The sequence below is a fragment of the Acetobacter sp. genome, from assembly GCF_052102375.1.
Lineage (GTDB): Bacteria > Pseudomonadota > Alphaproteobacteria > Acetobacterales > Acetobacteraceae > Acetobacter.
Genome location: NZ_JBQDXI010000008.1, coordinates 79,604 through 103,125, shown reverse-complemented (window position 1 = coordinate 103,125; position 23,522 = coordinate 79,604). Strand labels below are relative to the sequence as shown.

The 23,522-nt window shown below is 56.6% G+C and carries 21 protein-coding genes; 10 read left to right on the top strand and 11 right to left on the bottom strand.

Annotated elements, in window-relative coordinates:
* Positions 1-14: 14 nt before the first annotated feature.
* The 4 genes from nagA to gloB all read right to left on the bottom strand — a co-directional run bounded on the left by nagA (position 15) and on the right by gloB (position 4,337).
* On the bottom strand, positions 15-1,118 hold the full coding sequence (gene nagA, locus ACTIDN_RS05455; RefSeq protein ID WP_441376265.1) for an N-acetylglucosamine-6-phosphate deacetylase: 1,104 nt from the start codon (positions 1,116-1,118) through the stop codon (positions 15-17).
* Between the two features lie 28 nt (positions 1,119-1,146).
* Complete coding sequence (gene gluP / locus ACTIDN_RS05450) at positions 1,147-2,451, bottom strand: glucose/galactose MFS transporter (protein WP_441376264.1); 1,305 nt, start codon at positions 2,449-2,451, stop codon at positions 1,147-1,149.
* Positions 2,452-3,459, bottom strand: coding sequence for an N-acetylglucosamine kinase (locus tag ACTIDN_RS05445; RefSeq protein ID WP_441376263.1), 1,008 nt, complete (start codon positions 3,457-3,459; stop codon positions 2,452-2,454).
* Between the two features lie 152 nt (positions 3,460-3,611).
* Complete coding sequence (gene gloB, locus ACTIDN_RS05440; protein WP_441376262.1) at positions 3,612-4,337, bottom strand: hydroxyacylglutathione hydrolase; 726 nt, start codon at positions 4,335-4,337, stop codon at positions 3,612-3,614.
* 68 nt (positions 4,338-4,405) lie between these two features.
* On the opposite strand from gloB, the gene ACTIDN_RS05435 reads away from it, so the two are divergent.
* The 7 genes from ACTIDN_RS05435 (at position 4,406) to ACTIDN_RS05405 (ending at position 11,863) form a co-directional block, all read left to right on the top strand.
* Positions 4,406-5,188, top strand: a complete 783-nt coding sequence (locus tag ACTIDN_RS05435; RefSeq protein ID WP_441376261.1) for a class I SAM-dependent methyltransferase — start codon at positions 4,406-4,408, stop codon at positions 5,186-5,188.
* 148 nt (positions 5,189-5,336) lie between these two features.
* Positions 5,337-7,031: a hypothetical protein gene (locus tag ACTIDN_RS05430; protein WP_441376260.1), complete on the top strand. Its 1,695-nt coding sequence runs from the start codon at positions 5,337-5,339 to the stop codon at positions 7,029-7,031.
* Positions 7,028-8,050 (top strand): hypothetical protein, encoded by a 1,023-nt coding sequence (locus ACTIDN_RS05425; protein ID WP_441376259.1) that lies wholly within the window; start codon positions 7,028-7,030, stop codon positions 8,048-8,050. The genes ACTIDN_RS05430 and ACTIDN_RS05425 overlap by 4 nt, the downstream gene beginning before the upstream one ends.
* The gene (locus ACTIDN_RS05420) at positions 8,047-8,712 is read left to right on the top strand and encodes a hypothetical protein (protein ID WP_441376258.1); all 666 of its coding nucleotides are present in this window, start codon (positions 8,047-8,049) and stop codon (positions 8,710-8,712) included. Before ACTIDN_RS05425 ends, ACTIDN_RS05420 begins: the two co-directional genes overlap by 4 nt.
* The gene (locus ACTIDN_RS05415; protein ID WP_441376257.1) at positions 8,709-9,830 is read left to right on the top strand and encodes a hypothetical protein; all 1,122 of its coding nucleotides are present in this window, start codon (positions 8,709-8,711) and stop codon (positions 9,828-9,830) included. The genes ACTIDN_RS05420 and ACTIDN_RS05415 overlap by 4 nt, the downstream gene beginning before the upstream one ends.
* Positions 9,737-11,329: an NADH-quinone oxidoreductase subunit D gene (locus ACTIDN_RS05410; protein ID WP_441376256.1), complete on the top strand. Its 1,593-nt coding sequence runs from the start codon at positions 9,737-9,739 to the stop codon at positions 11,327-11,329. Before ACTIDN_RS05415 ends, ACTIDN_RS05410 begins: the two co-directional genes overlap by 94 nt.
* Positions 11,330-11,353: 24 nt before the next feature.
* On the top strand, positions 11,354-11,863 hold the full coding sequence (locus tag ACTIDN_RS05405; protein WP_441376255.1) for an NADH-quinone oxidoreductase subunit B family protein: 510 nt from the start codon (positions 11,354-11,356) through the stop codon (positions 11,861-11,863).
* On the opposite strand, the gene ACTIDN_RS05400 is transcribed toward ACTIDN_RS05405, so the two are convergent.
* The 6 genes from ACTIDN_RS05400 to aroB form a co-directional block, all read right to left on the bottom strand.
* The gene (locus ACTIDN_RS05400) at positions 11,827-12,732 is read right to left on the bottom strand and encodes a CDP-alcohol phosphatidyltransferase family protein (RefSeq protein ID WP_441376254.1); all 906 of its coding nucleotides are present in this window, start codon (positions 12,730-12,732) and stop codon (positions 11,827-11,829) included. The two genes, ACTIDN_RS05405 and ACTIDN_RS05400, sit on opposite strands and share 37 nt — an antisense overlap.
* An 89-nt stretch (positions 12,733-12,821) precedes the next feature.
* Positions 12,822-13,511, bottom strand: coding sequence for a phosphatidylserine decarboxylase (locus ACTIDN_RS05395; RefSeq protein ID WP_048838253.1), 690 nt, complete (start codon positions 13,509-13,511; stop codon positions 12,822-12,824).
* 81 nt (positions 13,512-13,592) lie between these two features.
* On the bottom strand, positions 13,593-16,232 hold the full coding sequence (alaS, locus tag ACTIDN_RS05390; protein ID WP_441376280.1) for an alanine--tRNA ligase: 2,640 nt from the start codon (positions 16,230-16,232) through the stop codon (positions 13,593-13,595).
* 205 nt (positions 16,233-16,437) lie between these two features.
* A complete protein-coding gene (locus ACTIDN_RS05385; RefSeq protein ID WP_441376279.1) occupies positions 16,438-16,908 on the bottom strand; it encodes a GtrA family protein in 471 nt (156 codons plus the stop codon).
* Positions 16,909-17,074: 166 nt separating this feature from the next.
* The gene (locus tag ACTIDN_RS05380) at positions 17,075-18,220 is read right to left on the bottom strand and encodes an OmpA family protein (RefSeq protein ID WP_415507315.1); all 1,146 of its coding nucleotides are present in this window, start codon (positions 18,218-18,220) and stop codon (positions 17,075-17,077) included.
* A gap of 335 nt (positions 18,221-18,555) precedes the next feature.
* Complete coding sequence (gene aroB, locus ACTIDN_RS05375; RefSeq protein WP_441376253.1) at positions 18,556-20,289, bottom strand: 3-dehydroquinate synthase; 1,734 nt, start codon at positions 20,287-20,289, stop codon at positions 18,556-18,558.
* A gap of 63 nt (positions 20,290-20,352) precedes the next feature.
* Here aroB and ACTIDN_RS05370 point away from each other — a divergent pair, with 63 nt between their 5' ends.
* From ACTIDN_RS05370 to ACTIDN_RS05360, 3 genes are all read left to right on the top strand, one after another.
* Positions 20,353-20,631 carry a hypothetical protein gene (locus tag ACTIDN_RS05370; protein WP_441376252.1) on the top strand — a complete coding sequence of 93 codons (279 nt, stop codon included), beginning with the start codon at positions 20,353-20,355 and terminating at the stop codon, positions 20,629-20,631.
* On the top strand, positions 20,631-21,566 hold the full coding sequence (locus ACTIDN_RS05365) for a tyrosine recombinase (protein WP_441376251.1): 936 nt from the start codon (positions 20,631-20,633) through the stop codon (positions 21,564-21,566). Before ACTIDN_RS05370 ends, ACTIDN_RS05365 begins: the two co-directional genes overlap by 1 nt.
* Before the next feature lie 71 nt (positions 21,567-21,637).
* The gene (locus ACTIDN_RS05360; protein ID WP_086651848.1) at positions 21,638-22,594 is read left to right on the top strand and encodes an acetyl-CoA carboxylase carboxyltransferase subunit alpha; all 957 of its coding nucleotides are present in this window, start codon (positions 21,638-21,640) and stop codon (positions 22,592-22,594) included.
* 36 nt (positions 22,595-22,630) lie between these two features.
* On the opposite strand, the gene ACTIDN_RS05355 is transcribed toward ACTIDN_RS05360, so the two are convergent.
* Positions 22,631-23,383, bottom strand: coding sequence for a competence/damage-inducible protein A (locus ACTIDN_RS05355; protein WP_441376250.1), 753 nt, complete (start codon positions 23,381-23,383; stop codon positions 22,631-22,633).
* Positions 23,384-23,522 lie beyond the last annotated feature (139 nt).

Genomic DNA, 23,522 nt, shown 5'->3' with positions numbered 1-23,522 from the left:
AATGCGGGTGGCGTTTAGTGAATGCGCTGCCCGCCAACCCATACTTCCTGCACCATGAATGCGCTATCCATCACCACATAGTCAGCGCGTTTACCCACTTCCAGTGTGCCTCTGTCCGTCAGGCCAAGGTAGCGGGCAGGGTTCTGGCTGAGCAAGGCGGCGGCTTGTGTCAGCGGCGTGCCTGCCTGTAGGGCGTTGCGGAGCGCAACATCCAAGGTCAGTACACTGCCCGCAAGGCTGCCATCCGGCAGGCGGACTGCTCCATCTTTTACAATAACGTCCTGACCGCCTAACTGGCTTGGGCCTTCTGGCATGCCAGTCGCACGCATGGCGTCTGTTACAAACAGAAGCCTGTTTTCCATAACCTTGTGCGCAAGCCGGAATGTGGCCGGGTGCACATGGTGTGTGTCAAAAATCATTTCAGCATAAGCATCGCTGCACATCAGGGCCGTCACGGGACCGGGTTTGCGGCTACTGATGGGGGCCATGGCGTTGAACAGATGTGTAGCTCCGGCAATGCCGCCTGCCGCACAGACCTGGCAGACGGCTTTTTCTGTCTGTTCATAGCTTGCGACAGTATGGCCCATACTGACACGCACGTTGGCAGCGACAAACTGGTTTATGGCGTCTTCAGCATAAGGGAGTTCAGGAGCCAGCGTCACAACTTTAACGCAGCCTGTAGACAAAGCTTCTGCAACGCGGTCTGGGGTGGGGGCAATAGCATACGGGGGTTGGGCACCCAGCTTGTGCGGGCTAACAAATGGCCCTTCCAGATGAGCGCCATGCACCACGGGGCCATTCGGAATTTGGGTGCGCACTACCTCGGCCACAGCCCGTAATGTCTCCATAACATCTGCCCACGGGCGCGTAATGGTGGTGGGGAGAATGGTTGTGGTGCCGTGCGAAGCATGAAATTTGGAAAGGGTATGAATGGCCTCAACACCATCCATGGTATCCGCTCCGTTGCCACCATGCACATGGCCATCAATAAAGCCGGGCAGAATATAACGGTCTGGCACATCCCGACCTTCAGCAACAGTGTGAATAGTGCTGGAAAATGTAAGAGAACCAGACAGGATACGGTCAGGGAGGACAAGATGGCCGCTAAGAGTATGCATGGTCAAAGGTCTTTACTGGTTTTAAACGTTATCGGGCAGGATTGCTGCGCATATAAAGCGCTATAAACCCGTAGCCACATAAAGTCAGGCTTGTGAAAACACCTTGAAAACCAAATATGGTTTTAAGCCAGACAAAAAGCTGCGGCAGCACACCGCCACCACAATAGGCCATGACCAGAAGTGCTGAGACGAGGGGCGCAAGAGCTCCTGTATTTTTCAGCACCGTAGGGAACAAGCCTGGGAAGATCATGGCATTCGCAACGCCCAGCAGGGCAAGGCACAAAACGGCCCCATATCCATGTGCCACAAAAGCCATCAAGCTTAAAAACCCACCGGCTATACAGCAATACAGGGTGTAGCGCTCCTGCGAGCAGAAGCGGGGTGTGCACAGCATTCCTAAACAATAGCCCACGAGCATACCTGTTAGGGTCAGTGCTGTGAAAAATCGTGTCTGGTTCAGGGAGAGGCCAAGGTCCTGCGCGTAGGTTCCAATAGCGTCTCCGGCCAGAACCTCTACACCGACATATAAAAACATGGCGATGATACCGCACAAAATGCGAGGCGAGGTTATGATAGTTATAAACTTTGAGCGGGTCTTCTCCCGCGTGGACGTGTCAGATTTTTCAGGCGCATGAATATCTGGCAAGCTGGAAAGGCTGACTGCGATGGCGGTGAGTACCATAAACAGCGCCATGGTCAGATAAGGCCAATAAATGCTTTGAACAAATTGATGGAGGAGTGCTTCGCGAGCTATCGGGTCTGTCATCTGGCTGGCGTGAGCAGCAACATCCTGAATGGAACCCATAACAAAAAAAGCAAGAGTGATAGGGGCTAGAATACCTGCAAATTTGTTGCAAATGCCCATAATGGCAATGCGTTGGGCGGCTTTATGCAGGGGGCCTAGAAAACTGACATAGGGGTTAACCGCAGTTTGAAGCAGAGCAAGGCCACTGCCTACGCTTAGTAGGCCCACAAGTGCACCGTGATACAATCCGGTAGCCATGAATTGCCCCGTGCACGCCATGCCCAGAGCCATGATGCCCAGAGCAACCGAGAGGCTTCGTTTTAACCCGATGCGTTGCACGATCCATGATGATGGGATGGCAAACAGAAAATATGAGAAATAAAAAACAAGGGGAATAAGAAAGGCCGCTTTATCATCGAGAGAAAACGAGACCCTCACGAAGGAGATAAGGGGGCCGTTCAGCCAGGTTACAAAACCGATTACAAAAAATAGAAGAGCGGTTAGAGCCAAAGGTGTCCAACCATAGGACCCTGCCGGACATAAATCAGGTTTTGAATAAGCTGCTTGCGGGGGCGGTGAGCGTTCCATTTAGGCCGGTCCCTGCGTCGAAGAAGGGGATGCAAGGAGCGCAAACTGTTGTGCCAGTGTGGCAATCCAGTCTGTTGTCACCGCCCATCCAGCCGAGCGGGCTGCACGCAGAATACCGCCGCCCAACGGAGGAAGAACCGGAGCCTGTGGTGCGCCGCATACAGCCGTTAGGTCAGTAAGAACGCTGCGGCTGTTGAATACGCTGCCTGCGTAGCTCCATGGAAGTGTTTCTGTAGGAAAGAATGCGCGTGCGGTTTGTATGGACCGTGCAAGTTCCGTGGCGGCTTGCGTCAGAAGAAAACGTGCATGCTGGCAACCTTCCTCCGCCATGCTGTCAACAAGGCGGGCGCACTGGGCAACGGCAGAACGGGGGTGCTTCTGGCCTGCATGCCATCCTAGCAACGCGTCCATCGCTTCGGGGTTGGTGGTCGGCCAGTCCATATGGGTGCAGAGCCTTTGGGCAAATTCGGTGGCTTCTGGTCGGCGGCCATCCAGCGCCTGGCACAGATGTTCCAGAGCCATGCGGCCCAACCAGTAAGCACTGCCTTCATCACCAAAAACACTGCCCCATCCCCCAACCCGTTGGGAGTGTCCCTCCGCATTTTGAGCCCAGGCAATTGACCCCGTGCCAGAAAGCAGCAGAACTCCCGCACCTCCAGCAAACGCACCAGCGCAGGCCATATCTACATCGTTACTGATGCTTAAAGGGGCATTGGGGCACAGGCTTTGGAGATGAGTTTGAATGTGCTGGCCCATGGCCCGGTTTTCACCATAGCCAGCAAGCCCGAATGCTGAGGCTTGAATGCCGGAGCGCATGGGCGTGACCAGTTCAGCCAGCACGTCGCGCCAGGCGGGTTGGTCAAACGGGTTGCTGCCGCCTGTTACCCTGAAGTCCTGTATGCTTCCGTCTTGTCCAACCCGAATGGCGGCTGTCTTAGTGCCACCACCATCCACGGCCAGAACAGCAGGCAAAGAGCTTGTGACAGAAAATCGGGGTAGGTCAGACATTACAGTAAGCTCAGTCTATTCTGAAAAATTGTTTCGGAAAGCTTATAATATGTGCGTGGGAATAACCAGAAGCTCTCTGGCTAACAGCCCTTAACCTCAGGATAATCTGTTATCACGGTGCACAGCATGGTGTGCCTGCTGGTTCGAAGGCTTCAGAAGGTGTCTTTTTCCCGGCGTAGTTTTGCAAACTCTGCGCTGGTTTTTGCACGCAGGAAGGGGTTTGTCTGTCGCTCAAGCCCTAAAGTGGAGGGGAGTGTTGGTAAGTGCGCAGCGCGCAGGGCTTTTACGTCTTTCACGCGGGCTTGCAGGGCGGCATTATGCGGGTCTGAATGCAAAGCAAAGGCGGCATTGCCAAGGGTATATTCATGTCCACAGCAGACAAGCGTTTCGTCAGGTAGAGTGTCAAAGCGGTGAAGGCTTGTGAACATCTGCTCAGGCGTGCCTTCAAACAGGCGACCACACCCAAGACTAAACAGAGTGTCACCACAGAACAGAGCGGGCGGAGCTGTGAAGAAGTAGGCAATATGTCCACTGGTATGACCGGGGACAGCAAGGATCTGCGCTGTACTGTCGCCAAGAGTCACCGTGTCTCCATCTGACACGGCTTGGTCCAAAGGGGGGAGGCGGTGTGCATCTGCTTTTGGGCCGATAATGCGGGCTTTGTAAGTGTCCCGCAGGGTTTGGGCACCCTCAATATGGTCCGAGTGGTGATGCGTCAGTAAAATGAGGTCCAGACCAAGCCCCAGTTTTTTTAAGGTTTCCTGTATGGGGGCGGCTTCTCCGGGGTCAACAATGGCGGTTTGCCCTGTTGCCTGATCTTGCAGTAGCCACGCATAGTTGTCTGACAAAATGGGAATGGCACGAAGAGACAGGGGCATGGCAGGGGCTTCCTTAGCAGGCATGGGGCGGCCACAGGTGTGTGGTCATGGCGTAGCGGGTCCAGATCATGATAGGCAGAGCTATGAATGATGTCATGCCCTCCATGGTTCCTGACTTTTATCGCACGCACACGGGTGCCACCTGTGCGGCCCTGTTGCGCGAACGGCTGCAATGGTTCTGGCCGGACCTAAGGCAACAGAAAATACTGGGCATAGGCTATGCAACGCCCTGTCTGGAGGCGTGGCGAGGGCGGGGAGCGTTATGTGTGTCTGCACTTCAGCCAGACTACGCTCTGGAGGAGGGCCGAGAGAAACGCCCTCATCAGGATTACGAAAACACACTCTGTGCGGACCCGGCCTTACTGCCTTTTCAGGAGGACACGTTTGACCGGATTGTGCTGCTGCATGCCTTTAGGAATGAGGCGCAAGCCATGACAGTGCTGCGCGGTGCCAGCCGTGTGCTGCGAGATGATGGGCGTATGCTGCTTATTATGCCCAGCCTGTGGTGTGGCCGCTTGCGGCAAAGGCGCACACCTTTTGCGCAGGAGCCAGCCTTTGGTGCACGGGCACTGGGCCGTATTTTTGACCAAACCATGCTGCATACGGAACGGAGGGACGAGGTCTTGTTTCTGCCAGCTCAATGGGGATGCCGCAGTCTGCAATTTGGGCAGGTGACGGATATTGCCGGCAAGGTTCTTGCCCCCGGTCTGGGGAGTTTGAGTTTGATAGAGGTTGTTAAAAATAGTTATTCCATGCTGTCCATGCCAGTTCAGGCACGCCGCAGGGTCTGGCGCAAACGTTTTGCCAGTGTGCCAGAGGGCTGCGGCAAGGTGCAGCCGCCCCAGTCCTGAGGCTATCACGGTCGTAAAAGTGAAAGTGCTGATTTTCAGAGCGCCGGACGTGGTGTTATCCGGGAGTTTTTCCTGCTAAAGGCAGCAAGTCTTTTTTGGTGTTGAGGCCGGTTCCATTCTCATCTCTTTTCTTCTTTGCGGGTTGTTGGTGCTGTTTGTGGTGGCGGCTGTGCTGGCAATTTTGCCAGAAGGCCTGCTTCGGCAGGCCGAGGCGTGGCGGTCGGAAATGCAGGCAGCCGCGTGGTCCGCTATTGGCTTGCTGGCTGTAACAGGAGCCGCCTTGCGGATAGAAGGTGCTGTGGGTTGGTGCCCCGTTTTTGGATTGGATGGCCCCACACTCCCCATGCTTGTTCTGCTGGCCTTTGCGGGCGGTATCATGAGCCAAGGCCGCCGGGGTATGGCGTGCGTTCTGGCAGGGTTGGCGTTTTTGGCGCTCTCGCCACTGGTGTTTGGGTTATTAGCCGGTACGGCTCTGGTGCTGCTTGCAGGCAAGGGGCGGCAGGGTGTCTGGTTACCTGCGGCTGTTGTGCCAGCTTGCATTCCCGCAGACAGCCCGCTTTGCCCACCTTTGCTATGCCTTATGGTCTTGTTGCTGGGCTGGTCCGTCTCCGCCCAGAAAGGCCCAGAAGCGACTGTGCCCGTTGGTATCGGGGTTTTTCTGTTGGGCCGTCTGCTCTCTGAAACAGGTGTGTTGCATCCTGTATTTCAGGTCCTGCTCATCCTGAGTGGCTGTTGCGTTGCATTGGGTGGTTGCGTTCAGGCACTGCGGGCACGGCAGGTTCATCGTATTGCCGCAGGGTTGGCGTGTGCCGGTTTTGGCGCTTTGGTCGTGCTATTGGCCTTGGCGTTGGCAACCACGCTGGAGGGCATGGACCAGTTTAGAACAGCGGCTCAACTCGGTTTAGGAGCACCATTGCTGGGCATGTTGGCGTTGCTGTGGCTTTGTCAGCCACCACAGGGTGCAGAGGAAAGTTCTGAATCCACCCGCCTTCCACCTCTTATGTGTAGTGTCGCAGGTCTTACCGTGTTGAGCGTGGCTCTGCTTCTGCTTTCCGGTTTACCACCATTAGGTGGGTTTTCTGTTCTGTGGTGTCTTGTTAGTGCGGGCGAGTTGGCCACGCGCGCTGCGCCGCCCATACAAGCTTTGGGTACAATTCTTGTGCTTGTGGGGGCCGCTGCCTTCATGGCGCTGGGTATTCTTGGGCTGGTACGGTTGGGATATGCAGCTTTTCGTGGGGGGCAGAACGTGTCCGCTCTTTCGGCTGGGCAAAGTTTACGGAGAGGTTTTTTTCCGCTTCTGCCTGCCGTAGTCTGTCTTGTTGCCGCGTGTCTTGTTTCTGTGTTGCCGGGTGCATGGCTGGCGCTACAAGACCACCTTTTCGTCGGCGTAGATGCACGAGACTTCCTGTGGTCAAAAATTTTATCCGTCTGGTTTACGGATACTCCCGTCAGCTTTACGCCCCTTTATAGTGTGGCTGCACTGACAGTCTGTGTGGGGGGAGTGATTGCGCTGGGCCGTGTGTGTAAATTTTATCCCTTCCCACGGTTGCAGGCTGCACGACAACGCTGGCAGGAGGGGGCGCCTCTTATACAGCAGGACAAAGCGGCAGAAGCGGAACCCACGGAGCAAGAGGCTGCGGTGTGGACCATGCTTCTGGTTTTCCTAGGCTTGCAGAACCAGAGGCCCTCTGACTGGCCAATTGTTGGGAAAACGGCTGCAGGCGGGCGCTACGTGCAGGCTGTTCTGTTCAGAAGTGTGGCGTGGTGTGAAGCGCAGGGCCTTGTGTTGATCCTGTTTTTTATGGCTGCGGGTCTTCTGTTTGGACTGTTGGTCGGGCAATGACGGTGCCTACATCTCCCTTCGTGCTGACTTGGGGCTGGAGCCTACTATGCCTTGCCGCATTAGGGTGCCAGACTGTGCTGATGCTGGTGGCCGCTCCATTTTTTACCGGCTGGGTTGATCGGCTGGGAGGCCGAATGGCTGGCGAATGCCGGTATAGGGTGAGCGGCCGTTGGCAGGAAATACGGCACCAGTTTACCCGTCCTGGCCTTGCTGAGCCGGATCAGAAAGCTGGCGCAGGGGTTGTACGGGCGGGTTTCGTGCTTGCTGTGCTTGGTTGCAGTATGGTGCCGGTGTTCATGCTATTGCCAGCGGGTTTTCCTGCCCCAGGGCTATTGTTGATCTCCGCCGTGCTGATTCTGGCGTCTCTGCTTCTGTCTTTGCCGTTGGTGGCGCAACCAGGCCGGTATGCGCTGAACGGTTATATGGTGCTGATAGCAGACGCGTTGTTACTGCCCGCCTTGATACCTGTTCTTGTCATGGTTGGTGGGCAGGATCTTGCTGCTTTTCTGACGCAGATACGGAGCCTTTCTCCTTTAGGAAATGGTGCCCCCTTTGTGCTGATGGGCGTTGCCGTTTTTGCGGTTGCATGGCGTAGCCAGCAGGGGGATGAGGAAGGGGCTTGCGCACTTTCCGGCCCGGACCGTGGCCTCTGGTTACTGGCGCGGGATTGTGTGCGGTTATGCTGGGTCACTCTGGCAGGGGATATCGCTTGGTCTGGTACGCTGTCTCTGCCTACCACGGCAGGGATGGAAGCATGGAGTATCGGCTGCCTGGAGGGCACCGGTGTCTGGGTGGTGAAGGTGGCTATCGCTGCCGTCTTGCTGGCGCTGACATATCTTATGGTATTGCCTTTGCCCAAACAGGGGCGGGTACGGCTGGCTACGGTTTTTTTGCTGGGCCTTCTGGCGTGGCAGGTTGCCTACCCAGTGCTTACCCCACAGCAAGAACCTTCCAGCACAACAGCCGCAGCCGCCCTGCAAAACCCGATTTATGGTGATGACGGGGGAATGCAGCCATGACACTCGCCGCAATATTAGCCCCCCTGTTGGCGCTGTGCGTTGTGGCGCGTGGCATAGGGTTTTTGTCAGCGTTAGGCGTTGTGAGCGCAATAGCAATGCTTGTGGATGGCACGGACCCACTGCATCAGGCAGGGGCAGCATTTGCCCTGCTTTTTGCCATCGGCCCGGTCTGGTTTCTCAGCTATTATCAGCAGGATAGCCAGCCGGAACGGAGCGGCCCAGCCGTACCTTTTCTGGCTCTTGGTCTTATGGTTGTGTTGATGTTGGCTGGGTCGCGCCCCGGCGTGATGGTGTTTCCCTCAGGCCTCTGCATCGTTCTTGCAGGGCTGGTAGCGGTGACATGTCGGCAGTCTATGGTCTGGCAATGGGCCGGGTTGCTGACATGTGTTGAAGGTGTGCTGTTATCCGGCATCATACAGAAACACCTTATGGTTGTAGGCGTGACCGTTTTGGCAGGGGTGCTGATTGCAGCATTGGGCGGCCTGTGCGTTCATCGTGTTCTGCCTCGTTTGGCTGTGGTCCGGGCTTCTGGTCGCCGTCAGGGTTCCAAACGTAAAAAAGGCAAAAAAGAGCAAGGGAGCGCTCTTGGTGCTGCCGATGCCGCGCCTCATCCTGATTACGTACCCAAGCCGCCTCGCTATGATGGGGCCGATACACCATGACATTTCCTGTTTTTCTGGCCGCATTGGCTTTTGCATGGCCTTTGCTTGGTGCAGCCGTGGTGATGAGCCTGAATACTCCCCGGAGCAGGGAGGTTGCGGTATGGATGGCTGGCGGGGGCTGCTTACTGGCCGCCGCTGTTTTTCTGTTTCCTGCCACAGGAGCGGCCGCCACCGGATGGGATGATGACCCGGTGCAACGCGCCGGGCGCGTCATGCTCGCCTTCGGCTTGCTGCTGACGGTGCTTGAGGCCAATACCATCCCAAACCGCTTTCTGCGTGGGTTGCCCCATATTTCCACGGCGTTGGCTGGTCTGGCCTGTGTAACGCCGGACCCTATTGTTGGGCTGGGAATTCTTGAGGCATCGCTGGCGTATGGGGTGTTTGTTGTCAGCCGTCCTGCTGGGCAGGCTATGGCAGGCTGGGCGTTGCTGCGCACGGGGTCTGTGGGAATGTTTCTGGTGCTGGCCGGGTTGCTGCTGCCTGCCGGTCAGGCCGCGTCCGGCCTTTTGCTGGCGTGCGGCGTTGTCATGCTGGCTGGTCTCACACCGTTTGGCCAACCCTGGCGTGAGGAGAATGACACACTTCTGTTTCTGCCTTTTGCCGGGGCAGCGCTCCTTTTGTCCATGCGCCTCAGGCCCCATGGTGGAGAGGCTTTTGATACGGCGCTGATCGCAGCAGGGTTGGCTTCTGTCTGGCTAACAGCGTGTGCGGGTCGGTCTCATGACGGGCTGCGGATGTTTCGTACCTTTCCGTCAGCCCTTGCGCTTATTGCTGTGGGAGCAAAGGCAGATGTCGCCGCTCTGCTGTTTTTGTCCGGATGGTGTTTAGCGGGGGGGAGCCGGTCAGAGCGTTCTTGGGCTGCGCGAACACTGGCGTGTTTTCCACCCGGTGCACCGTTTGTCGGTTGTCTGCTTCTGCTGTCCATGATGAGCGACTGGTCATGGGTTTTTACAGTGCTGACTCTTGCCGGTATTTTATGCGCTGTGGTGCGCGCTGTGCCCGCACAGGGTGAAGGGCATGCAGTATGGCCGCAGGACGCGGCGGGCCGTGTAGCCTGTGTGGTGTTGGTTGTTACCGGTTTTCTGGTGCCTCTTGCCATGATGTTGGGGGCATTCTGATGGACGTTGTAGCGCATATTCACGCCGGTCAGCCAACAGAAACCCCATGGCGCTTTCAACTGGATGAAATGGCATGGCGTGACCTTGTAGAGGGTCTGAAGCACGACAGCCTGCCATTTGTCGGACTGTGGTGTGATGGAGCGGCCGTGCATGCCCTCTTCATGCCACACGGGACCCAACCTCTGGCAGCGTCTCTCGTGTTGGAAGATAGACGTTATCCGGCACTGTCACCGGCACGTCCAGTTTCCAGCCTGTATGAGCGTATGATTTTTGACCTGTATGGGGTGGAAGCCATGTGGGCAACGGATGTGCGCCCCTTGGTGGACCATGATATCTGGGCAGATACTATGCCTCTGGCAGCAGTGCCTGGCGGGGCTGGTAGCAATAAAGGCATGCTGACATTTCAGCCGTCTGAGGCCATGCTGGAAGTGGGGGGAGTGACTGCGGGAAGTGGGCCAGCGTCTGGCGGGCGAGAGGCTCCCCTACATATTGCACTGGCTCTGGATGGTGACGTTATTCGTTGCGCTGAGACAGTAACGGGATATGCACACAGAGGCATGGCGCAGCGATTACAGACATGTCGCGTGGAGGATGCTAATCGCCTAAGTGGCCGTTATGTGGCCGGGGCCTGTGCTGCGCATCAGGCTGCTTTTTGCCGGGCTGTTGAGGCCGCTTGCGGTGAGACCATAGGGCCGGAGGTCAGCCTGCTGCGGGTTGTTGTGCTGGAGCTTGAACGCGTTAGCACGCACCTGTTTACACTCGCTGGTATCGCCCGGCAGGCAGGAGCAGTGCTGGTGGCGTCACGGTGCATGTGGTTTCGGGAAAAACTGCTGACAGAAGCCGCGCCGATTATTGGCTCGCGTTTGATGATGGACCATTGCGTGCCGGGCGGTGTTACCCTGCGCACAACAGCCGCTATGGGCGAACTTTGTAGCAAGTTGGCTGAATTGGGAGAGGAAATTTACCCTGATTTGGTCACTCTGTGGCAAAGCTATCCGGGGCTTTCCAGCCGCCTTGTTGGATTGGGTGTTGTGGAAAGCGCCCTACTGGAGCAAGTGGGGCTGGATGGCCCGGTAGCCCGTGCTGGCGGAGGAGACTGCGATTACCGTCGTGATATGCGGGCTTATGATGGCTTGTGGCGTTTTACGTCCGGGCGGCATGACGGCACAGTAGAAGACCGCGCGATTGTGTTGCTGGAGGAAGTAGGTGAGAGCCTGCGTATGCTTAATATGGCAGGGCCAAAGCTAGGCTTGTCAGCTGGTGGTCGCATAGACTTGTATTACGAAGATGGAGGAGGCATTGGCATGGCTGAAGGGCCGTGGGGTGCGGTTCTCTATTGGGTCAGGCTAAAAGATGGTCGGGTTGAGCACGCTTTTGTTCGGGATCCGGCCTATTCAGCCCTGTTAGCGCTAGAAGCCGTTCTGCCAGGGCAAAACGTGGCGGACCTCGGGCTTATCCGGGCATCGTTGGGTGTGACAGCATCCGCGCTGGATGGCTAAAAGCAGAAAGAGAAGGCAGTAGTTATGGGGCTTATACGGGCCGTATTTGACGCCAGCTTTCGGCAGGGCAACGCGCGGTTAAAGCCCGTTGGGCCACGCTGGCCGCTTCTCTTGTTTCACGTGGATACAGGCGGCTGTGGCGGCTGCGGGATGGAACTGGAAGCTCTGGCTGCGGGTGGCTACGACATGCAGGGGGCGGGGTTTGGTTTTGCATCTGCTCCGCAAGGGGCGGATGTTCTGCTGATTACCGGCGCGCTGACATACGCCATGGCCCCGGTACTGGAAGCTGCGTGGAAAGCCATGCCCACGCCCAAAGGTGTGATCTGTGTCGGGAACTGCGCCATAGATGGCGGACTTTTCCCTGAAAATTATACCATTATGGGGGGGCTGAACCGTAAGGTTCATGTTCATCTGCGCATTAAGGGATGCCCGCCCACACCGCAAGAGGTGCTGGACGGACTATATTCCCTGTTTGGGCAGCGTGCGCCAGCAGCAGCTTATGCCGGTGCGTCTTCGTCTTCTACATCTTCTTGAAGGTCTTCAGCGGCTTTTTTCAAACGACTGAAGCTTAGGCGGCTCAGGGGCAGCAGCAGCATATAAATAACACCGGCCGCAGCCAGTGCAGCCCAAGGGTCTGCTACCAGAATAACCGTGTAAACACCGGTGCTCAGCATAACCGGCAGAACATATTTTGCCGGAACCTTGAAGTTTTTAAATGACCAGACAGGCAGTGTAGAAACTAGCAGAAGAGCAGTGCTGATCAGGGTAAAACTGGGCATGTAGGGAAGGCGTGTCAGGTTATAAAGCCAGTCTATATTCAGCTTTTCAGCTTCCAGCCCTAAAAATAGCGGGAAAAGTGCCAATCCAGCTCCAGCAGGGGCAGGTACTCCTGTGAAGAAGTTACTGGCATATTTGGGTTTGTCTTCTTCCCCATCCAGCATGGCGTTGAACCGTGCAAGGCGGAGCGCCATACAGACTGTAAAAATAAGGCATGGTAGAAAGGCGTATCGGCCGCCTTCCCGTAAAGCCCAGAAATACAGCATGAAAGAGGGGGCAACACCAAAGCAGACAAAGTCTGACAAGCTATCGAACTCGGCCCCAAAACGGGTCGATCCGCGCAGCAGTCGGGCAATGCGTCCATCCAGCCCGTCTATACAGGCGGCAATAACCAAGGCAATGGCAGCGGCCTGAAAACGCCCATCTACGGCAAAGCGCATCCCCGTTAACCCGGCGCATAGTCCCAGCATTGTCAAAATGTTGGGAATGAGCCGATTGAACGATGTTCCCTTGATCTTTGTGCGCACCCGCCGCCGTAGCCGCCTACGGCGTTGCCCTTTGTCGGACGGAGCATAACCACCCGCAGAGCGGTGCGAGCTGGTTGGAGCAAGCGGCGCTTCAGGCAACGACGTCCTTTCCTCTCTGCCTGCTGATGAAGGCGTAGGAGGAGAGGACTCTGGTACGGACGGAGGAGGCTGCTGCATGACCACGGGGATTAGAGGCGCGCCATCACGGTTTCGCCACCAATCATGGTTTGGCCCACGGCAACCAGCGGCTCGACACCGGGTGGCAGGTACAAGTCGGTTCGGGAGCCAAAGCGGATCAGGCCGAAACGCTCGCCAGCTTCAACCTGCATGCCTTCTGTCACGCTGCACACAATGCGGCGGGCAATAAGGCCAGCAATCTGGACGACTGCCATCATGCGACCATCTGGCAGGGTCAGGCTGAGTGCATTGCGCTCGTTCTGTTCAGAAGCCTTGTCCAGGCTGGCATTCAGGAACAAGCCAGGATGGTAGGCAATGCGGGTTACTGTCCCTGCTGCTGGCATACGGTTTACATGAACATCCAGCACAGACAGGAACGTGGCAATGCGCCAGACAGGCGCAGTGCCCATGCCCAGTTCTGCCGGGGGTGCAATTTTCTCAATAGAGACAATGCGCCCATCAGCGGGAGCCACGGCAACATCGTTGCGGGCAGGTGTCTTGCGTTCCGGGTCACGGAAAAAATACAGACAGAACCCAAAAAACAGGCCGCTGGCCGTGCCAAGCAGTTTCAGCTTGGGGCAAGACAGTTTTTTGCCAAGATAGCGTGTGGCGAGAGTAGCTGCGCCAGAGGCGAGGAGAAAGGGTTTGGCTTCCGGGTGCGGAGGCGCCATCACCATTTTCAGAGATCCGAGAAGAGACATAAGCTCAATCCTAACATAAAAGGCGGGGCAGAGACAGCAGAACAGAGGGACGCAGGACGCACCCCCTGTTTATGCCAGAACTCAGGCCGTCAGGGCCTCGCGCACAGCAGCGAAGGCAGCATCCACAGCACCAGCATCCGGGCCACCGGCCTGCGCCATGTCACGGCGGCCGCCGCCGCCTTTGCCACCCATGGCAACACTTGCAGCGCGCACAAGTGCCACAGCATCCACGCTTTCAACTTTATCCGCACCAACAGCAGCTACAACGCTGCCTTTGTCACCGGCTGTTGAAATCAGGACGACAACATCTGCATTGCCCTGCTTAAGAATGGTTTCTGCCAGCCCTTTGAGTTCACGCGGCGCAGTGTCACCCAGATTACGGGTGGCCAGCCTTAGGCCCCCTACGTCTTCCACGCCAGCAGAGGCAACATTGCCTGCGGCCAACTGCCGTTGCAGAGCGGAAATCTGGCGCTCCATGGTGCGGCGTTCTTCCAGCAGCAAAGCCAGACGTTCCGGTGCATCCGCAACGCTGACCTTGAGCTGGGCTGCCATCTGGTTCAGGCGCTGTTCATTGGCAATGGAAAGGGCTTCGGCGGCTTTGCCCGCAACGGCCTCAATACGGCGTACACCCGCTGAAACGCCATTTTCTGACGTAATGCGGAACAGCCCTATATCACCGGTACGGTTGACGTGGGTACCGCCGCACAATTCGATGGACCATGCGCTCTTGTTGCCATCGGCCCCACCCATAGAGACAACACGCACCTCATCACCATATTTCTCACCAAACAGAGCCATGGCCCCTTCGGCCACGGCTTCTTCCGGTGTCATGGAGCGGGTGACGACCTGAGAGTTTTCTCTAATAAGGCGATTCACCTCAGCTTCAACTTCAGCAAGCTCTTCCTGCGTGATGGGGCGCGGTTGGCTGACGTCAAAACGCAGGCGGTCTGGCGTATTCAAACTGCCTTTCTGGGCAACATGCTCACCTAGTTTGCGGCGCAGCGCTTCATGCAACAGGTGAGTGGCGGAGTGATGAGCCCGTATGGCGGAGCGGCGGTCATGTGCCACAGTTGCCGTTACAGCCATGCCAGGGCGCAATGTGCCCTCGGTCACGGTGCCGTAATGAACAATCAGATCGCCAGCTTTTTTCTGGGTATCCGTGATCGCAACATGCAGGCCTTTGGCGGTCAGGGTGCCGGTATCACCAGCCTGCCCACCGCTTTCTCCGTAAAACGGGGTCTGGTTGAGCAGAACAGCCACTTGAGTACCCACTGGGGCTTCTTGTACGAAGCCATTACCAACAACAACAGCCTGAACTTCACCATCAGCCTGTTCAGTGGAGTAACCAAGAAACTCTGACGCGCCGAATTTGTCGCGGCCTTCAAACCACACGGTCTCCAGCGCTGTATCGCCAGATCCTACCCAAGAGGCACGGGCGCGCTCACGCTGTATGGTCATGGCGGCGTCAAAGCCATCCACATCAACTGTATGGCCACTGCCGCGCAGGGCGTCCTGCGTCAGGTCAAGCGGAAAGCCAAAAGTGTCGTACAGGCGGAAGGCAACGTCACCCGGTAGTGCGGCACCGGCAGAGAGTTTGTCCGTTTCTTCAGCCAGCAGCCCAAGGCCGCGGTCCAGCATGGCTTTAAAGCGCTCTTCCTCACCACGCATAGTTTCACGAATGAGGGCTTCACTCTGTACCAGTTCCGGGTAAGCCTGACCCATCTGCTGAATAAGGGCAGGGAGCAGCTTGTAGAAAACGGGGTCGTGGGTGCCCATCATGTGCAGATGGCGCATGGCGCGGCGCATAATGCGGCGCAGAACATAGCCACGACCATCTTTTGAGGGCAGAACACCGTCAGCAATCAGGAAGGCTGTTGAGCGCAGATGGTCAGCAACAACGCGGTGGCTGGACTTGAATGCTCCATCCGTTGCCTGATGCGTGACGTCTGCTGACGCCTGAATCAGAGCCTGAAATGTATCTGTGTCATAGTTGTCACGCTTCCCTTGCAGAATGGCCGCAAAGCGTTCCAGGCCAAGCCCTGTATCAATAGACGGGCGGGGAAGCGGCGAGCGTACGCCCGGTGGGTCTTCAAAGAACTGCATGAAGACCAGATTCCAGATTTCAACAAAGCGGTCACCGTCTTCATCAGGAGAGCCGGGAGGGCCGCCAAATACATCCGGGCCGTGATCATAGAAGATTTCAGAGCAGGGGCCGCAGGGGCCGGTGTCACCCATACGCCAGAAGTTATCGCTGGTGGGGATGCGGATAATCCGGCTGTCATCCAGTCCGGCTATGCTGCGCCATAGGCCAGCGGCCTCTTCATCTTCTGAATAGACGGTAACAAGCAGCTTGTCTTTTGGAAGACCAAAGTTTTTGGTCACAAGGTTCCAAGCTAACTCAATGGCTTCTGGTTTGAAGTAGTCTCCAAACGAGAAATTACCCATCATTTCAAAGAAAGTGTGGTGGCGGGCCGTATAGCCTACGTTATCCAGGTCATTATGCTTACCACCGGCACGCACAACCTTCTGCGCTGTTGTGGCGCGGGAGTAGGAGCGGGTTTCCTGGCCGGTAAACACGTTTTTGAACTGTACCATGCCTGCGTTTGTAAACAGCAGGGTAGGGTCGTTGCGTGGCACCAGAGAAGAAGAGGGCACGATTTGGTGCTCTTTCCCGGCGAAATACTCCAGAAAGGTGGTACGGATATCGTTTGTGGTCAGCATGGCGTGAGGCAGACGGTCCTGAATCTGGTTGGGCGCGTGATTTTTCCCAAGAGCATGACAGACGGATTTTTCCGTTGGCATCCTGTGTTCAGGAAAGACTCCTCACGGCCAGGTGGAAAGCCGGGAAGCTTCCTTTACCCACCCCTGCTGTAGCGCACCCGACGCTTTATCGGAAGGGGGTAGGAGAGGGGGCTTTGGAAATGCGTTATTTTGCGTCTGTGGTGGTGGGGGGCTGAGGTGCCTCATGGTGGGAAAGTTCCACAGCATATTCTGCAAGTTCGAGTGCAGACTGTGGTGCTTTTTCCCGAAAAACCAGTTTCTGGCTAAGGTTGAAATTTGCAAACATGCCTGCAAATGAGCCCGCTGCCAGCGCAATAATGGGATGAGCTAGGCACAGTGGTACTGTGTAAAAGAGAATATAGACCGTGCCGCGATTAAGAAAAAACCCACAACTATTGGCCAGCAGGAATTTGAGCCATTGCAGGATGGGGTGATCATGTGACCCGGCACCCTTAAAAGTCCAGAGGCGGTTGAGGAGCCAGTTCAGTGTGGCAGCAACAAAATACGCAACAAGTGTTGCTGCGGTTAGGCCAATGAAAGGCCTTAACCCATAAAGAGTGCTCGAATCCCATAGAAAACCAAGAGTGCCCACAACGCCAAACTTGAAAAGGCGCATCACTGCTGGGGGGCATAGTCTGGAAAGCAGAGTATGCCCGGCCGACGAGGGCTGGGGATGTAGGGTCATTGTTCAGGTGACCTACGCGAAAGCACGGCAGAAGTTCAACATAAAAAAAGGGACACCCGAAGGTGCCCCTTTCTTTGATCACGAAGATCAGACCGAATTAGTGGAGGATGATTTCCACGCGACGGTTCTGAGGTTCGCGGGTGTTCGGGCCGGTCGGAACCAGCGGGTGAGCTTCACCGTAACCGTGGATGTCGATGGCAGAAGCCGGAACACCGTCACGGATCAGTTCAGCCTTCACGCTGTCTGCGCGACGGTTGGAAAGACCCAGGTTGTACTTTTCACCACGAGGACCAGGGTGAGCAGCGGAGTTATCGGTGTAACCGTTAACTTCGATGCGGGTCGTCTGAACGTGCGTGGAAGCCTGTGCAGCTTCAGCAACGATCTGGCGAGCGCGTGAGCTCAGGACAGACTTATCCCAGTCGAAGAACACCAGGTAGGAACGTGCTGGCAGCGGAGCTGGAGCAGCAACAACCGGAGCTGGCGGCGGAGGAGGAGGAGCCGTGTCGAATGCGTAGCGCAGACCCAGGATGAACTGGTGGTTGAAGCGGTGGTCGAAGTTCGTGTTGCCACGACCACGCTGACCGTTGGCATAGGTAGCGGTGGATGTGAATGCACCGTCCGTGAAGGAACCAGGCTGACCGATCATACGGTATTCCGTGGTAACCTGCAGGCCAGGTACGCCAACATCATAAGCAGCACCGACGATACCCTGGTAGGCGAAGCCACCATTGGTGCCACCGAGTCGGCTGGTGTTACCGTTTCTGAAGTTGGTCTGGGTTGGGTTGTAGTGCTGCCACAGGTAGCCAGCGCCAACACCAACAAACGGTGTAACAGGTGCGTCGATACCGAACTGTTTCAGGTCGATGTCGTACAGCACGTTGATCAGGCCGCCGTAGGACTGGTCGGAACCACGGGTAGAACCCGGGATAGACGTACCACCGCGGTGGTTGATCTGGGAGTAGTTGTACACCCCTTCAACTTCAGCGCGGAGACCGTTACCGAAGCCCCAGCCGAATGCACCGAAACCGGTGAAGCCGTCATGGTGGCGGAACTGGGAAGAGCTGTTGCCGTGTGCGTCGTTATCAGCGCCACCGCCGAAACCGGAAGTGTGTGCGTGCTGATTCTGCACCAGGTTATAACCACCGCCCAGGTCGATGTACGGGCCTGTAATCGTGGTGGCAGATGCGGCCGCCGGAGCCGCTGCCATTAGTGTCGTTGCAAGTAACGCCGTGCGGAGACGCATTTTTTCGTCCTCAATATTTCATCTGTTCGACTCTGCCGCTAACCATTTAGCAGTCAGACCCAGCAAGATGCCTAAAGCCGTATAAAACGATAGGTTCCAAAATAGAAACCCGCAGCTTCATGCTTAGTGCAATTAGAAGCCATAACCGTGTTTTCTTTGCAACAGTTCATTTCGGTTTCCCAAGATGTAGCTGCTGCATAGTAGTATTCAGCTTTTAACGTCTTGCTTTGAACATGGTGAATTCACCAATGCCGCGCTTGTCTCCTTTCAGAATAAGGCGGAATTGCGGCGTGGTGCGCTAAATACAAGAAACATATAGGAAGAATGGCGGTTTTCTAAGGTGTGCAGCCATCATCCAACAGCACCTGACGGACGGTTTCAGCCGGAACATTTCGGCTGGTGAAGGCCTGACCGATTCCACGAACCAGCACGAAGGAGAGCTGTCCGTCCTGCATTTTCTTATCCCGTTGCATATGTGCCATGAGGTCGGATGCGCGGAAGCTGTATGGCAGATCTCTGATTTGTGCAGGCATTTTCAAGCGCTTCAGATGGGCGGTTACGCGCTCAAGATCCTGTGAGGTGCAATAGCCAAGCTTTACCGACAGCATGAAGGCCAGCCGTAGCCCTATGGAGACTCCTTCCCCATGAAGCAGGCGGCCGTCGTATCCCAGTTCGGCTTCAAGAGCGTGCCCGAAAGTGTGCCCCAGATTCAGAAGGGCACGGCCACCGCTGCTGTGCTGTTCCCGTTCATCTTCAGCCACAACCCTTGCTTTAAAGGCGCAGGCTCTGCGAATGGCTTCTGCCTGAGTTTCCGGGTCACCATTCAGCAGGGATTCCCCATTTTTTTCACACCATTCAAAAAGGGCGGGGTCTGCTATCAGGCCGGACTTCACAATTTCGGCATAGCCAGCAACCAGTTCACGGTGGGGGAGGGTGCTGAGCGTAGAAACGTCTGCCAGCACACACAGGGGTTGGTGGAAGGCTCCCACAAGGTTCTTCCCCCAGCGGGTATTGATGCCCGTTTTGCCACCAACAGAAGAATCGACCAGTGAGAGCAGAGTCGTGGGAATTTGCACAAATGGCAGGCCCCTGAGCGTGGATGCGGCAACAAACCCGGCCAAGTCGCCCACCACACCGCCGCCAAAGGCGATAATGGTTGTTTTGCGCTCCACTCCTTCTTCCAGAATACTGTCTATCAGGCGTTCATAGGTTGCAAAGCTTTTGGAGTGCTCGCCCGGTTTAACGGTGAGGGTGCGAAACTGTATATCCGTCTCCCGCAAAGCTGCATGGAGTTTGGGGAGGTGATACCCCGCTACGTGTTCATCCGTGATGATGATGACGCGCTTTTGCGGCAGCAGCGGTGCCAATAATGCCCCTGCACGGGACACAACGTCTGTACCGATAACAATATCATATGCTGTATGGGCCAACTCAATAGGGAGCCGTACGGGCCTACGGGAGAGGGCGAGTGCCTCGATCACACGGGTGGTGCTGTGGTCCACGTTATATTCTCCGCAATCAACAACGATATCAGCTTCGGCATAAACAGGGTGGCGCTCGGTAATCAGGCGCGCCAGCACATCACGAGGGGATGTATCGTTGAGCAGGGGCCGGTGAGAGCGCCCTTGCACGCGGCGAAGCAGGATGGGGAGCGGGCAGCGTAACCACACGGAAATGGCGCGTTCCCGTACAAATGCCCGTGTCTGGGCATTCATGAAGGCGCCGCCCCCGGTCGCAAGGACCATGGGTGGCCCTTCAAGCAGGCGGCGGATAACTCGGCGCTCTCCGTCCCGGAAAGCCGGTTCTCCGTACAGGCGGAAGACATCAGCAATGGAGCAGCCGGCGGCGCGCTCAATTTCTACATCTGCATCAACAAAAGGCAGGCCCAGACGTGTGGCCAGCCTGCGCCCTATGGTTGTTTTGCCCGCGCCCATCAGGCCAACAAGCACAATGCTGCGCCCGGACGGAAGAAGCCCGGCACCAGACCGATGGCTCACCCTTTCCAGGTCAAGGGGGATCGGCGGGGGATCCGCCGTATCAGATGGGGAAGACGAGATACGTGATGACATGGAACGCAGCTTACCATAGAGCAGAAAGAACACATCTAACCTCTGTTGTCGGAGAGCAAAAGTATGAACCGTATGGTTCTTGTTGTTGCGGCCGTGGTTTGCGTCGCACTTTTGGGTGGTTTTGCAGCACTTGGTCTGTCTGCCCATGCGCCGGTACCCCAGCCTGTCCACCGTGATATTCCTCTGGCTGCGCCACAGGCTGCTGCCCCTGCTGTTATTGCGCCACCTCCGCCCCCTCCCGCGCCGTTGGTAACACCTCTTGTACCAGCACAGCAGGATGCCGCACCGGCGGCAGCTCCGGCTCCAGCCGCCTCTGCGCCTGTAGCAGCACCAGCCCACTAATGGCGGTTGGCCACGAAGTGGAACCGTTTCTGGAGATGTTGGCTGCCGAACGTGCTGCATCTCCAAACACGATTTCCGCTTACCGTGCTGATCTGGAGTCCTGCTCCGCCTTTCTGGCGGCTCAGGGTGTGTTGTTGGTCTATGCCAAGACAGAAGAGCTTGCTGCTTGGATGGCTGACCTGAGCCTTGACGGCCAGAGCCGTAGGACTGTTGCGCGCAGAGTATCGTGCATCAAACAGTTCTACCTTTTCTTGCTGAGAGAAGGGATCAGAACAGACAATCCGGCCAGCCTGCTGGATTCGCCACGCTTAAGTGCGTCCCTGCCGCATTTCCTCTCCGAATCGGAGGTGGTGGCGCTTCTGGAGGCTTGTGTGCCAGCGGAAGGGGCTAGCGTTGCCCAAAAGCGGCGCGCTCTGGTGGCAAAAGCGGCATTGGAGCTGCTTTACGCGTCGGGTTTGCGTATTTCCGAACTACTCTCCCTCCCGCGTGAAGCCCTGAGGGGGGAGAAGCCCATGTTGCTTATCCGCGGTAAAGGGGGACGGGAACGGCTTGTGCCTATTTCCGAAAGTGGGCGTGACGCGGCTCTGGAGCTTCATGCCTGCGACGCATGGCGTGAAAGCCCATGGCTGTTCCCTGGGCGTGACCCAAGCCGTGCGCTGACCCGGCAGGCGTTTGACAAAATACTACATGAGATAGGCTCACGTGCGGGTATAGACCCGGCGCGGCTTTCTCCACACGTCTTGCGGCATTCTTTTGCAACCCACCTTCTGGCGCATGGCGCGGATCTTCGTGCGCTGCAACTCTTGCTGGGCCATGCGGATATCGCGACCACGCAAATTTACACCCATGTGCAAACAGAGCGGTTGAAAAAAGTGGTTGAGACCTATCATCCGCTTGCCACACAAACAGGTGAAAGAGCAGAAAAAGCCGGTTAAATGCATACTATGCGTGCTGTGATGCACGAAGTGACTTGGTTTTACGCGTGACTGTGCTATCCGCTTTGCCCATGCGTCAGTTCCTGGATTTCGAAAAGCCCGTCGCCGAACTTGAGAACAAGATCGACGAACTGCGGCAAATGACCGACCCGAACGGGGTCAATATTGCAGAAGAGACGGCTCGCCTTCAGGATAAGGCGGACAAGCATCTGCGCACCATTTATGCCAAGCTCAGCCCTTGGCAGAAGGTGCAGGTTGCCCGTCATGCTCAGCGCCCGCACACGCAGGAGTACATCAAGGCCCTGCTGACAGACTTTACCCCCCTTGCCGGGGACAGGCTGTACGCGGATGACAAAGCCATTATAGGCGGCATCGGCCGCTTTGATGGTGCGCCTGTGGTTGTCATTGGGACAGAGCGTGGTTCTGACCTTGAAACCCGCTTGGCCCATAACTTTGGCATGGCGCGGCCGGAAGGCTACCGGAAGGCACAGCGGCTGGTTAAGCTTGCTGGGCGCTTTAACCTGCCGATTCTCACATTTATTGATACTGCTGGCGCATGGCCGGGTATTGATGCGGAAGAACGTGGTCAGGCTGAAGCTATCGCCCGGTCCATTGAAGTCTGTCTGGACGCTCCTGTTCCCCTGATTGCTACGGTGATTGGTGAGGGCGGGTCAGGCGGTGCCGTTGCGTTGGGGGCCGGTGACCGGGTTCTGATGCTTGAACACGCCATCTACTCCGTAATCTCGCCCGAAGCCTGCGCGTCTATTTTGTGGCGTGACCCTAAGCAGGCCAGCACAGCGGCAGAGACACTGCGCCTGACGGCACAGGATCTGCATCGTCTTGGGTTGGTGGATCGGATTATTCAGGAACCGGTTGGCGGTGCTCAGCGTGACCCACAGGCAGCGCTCCAGTCTGTTCACACTGTGATAGCCGAAGAACTGAAAGAACTGGTGGGGCTTGTTCCCGCTCGTCTTAAAGAACTACGGCGGGAAAAATTTCTGGCCATGGGGCGTGACAGTTTGACCTGAGCTACAGGTCAGGCTGCCAACACCTCATAAAGCGTTTCAGGGCGGTGGCTCTCCTTCAACGGGGGCACCGCCTTTTTCTTTGAGAAGGGTATAAATGGCCTGCGCGGCCTTGGTCAGGGCATCATGGTCCTGGCCTTTGGCAACCAGCGCCACGCCACGCCGTCCATCATCGCGGTGGAACGGGTAGGAGCCAAGATCGAGCTGCGGGTAGCTGTTCTGGATTGATTCCAGTCCGTCAGCAATCGTGCCCTCAAACAGGTTTGTTGTGTACCATGTGCGGGATTGCACGGGTGCGCCGGGTGTAAGGCTTGGTGCGAGTTCATCAAACATAGCCCGCATAATGCGGGGTACTCCGGCCATCACATGCACATTCCCGATAGAAAAACCCGGCGCGCGGGACACTGGGTTGGGAATGGGCGTGGCGCCACGTGGCAGCTTGGCCATGCGCTGGCGGGCGGAGTTGAAGTCTTCCCCAAACTGGGCTTTCAGCATGTCGTATGTTGCGGGATGAAATTCCCACGGCACACCAAAGGCTTCTGCAACGCACGGGGCAGTAATGTCATCATGCGTTGGGCCAATGCCGCCAGTTGTAAAAACTTCATCAAATTTCGCACGCAGTTCCGTGACAGTCAGGATGATCGTTTCACGCACATCAGGAATGACCCGGATTTCACGCAGCGGAATACCAAGTTCACCCAGACGTGTTGCCAGAAACTGGATGTTATCATCCCGGGTGCGCCCGGAGAGGATTTCATTGCCAATCAAGATAAGTGCGGCGGTGCGACGCATGGAAAAGGCTCCTTTCAGCAGCGCAAAGGCGCAAAGTATTTTTGTAGGATGGGGCGGCCTTGGTGGCGGGTCAATGGGTGGAAAAAACGCGCCTTACGCGCTTGGCTCTTGTTTTTAGATTGACCAAGCGCGGTCCAGT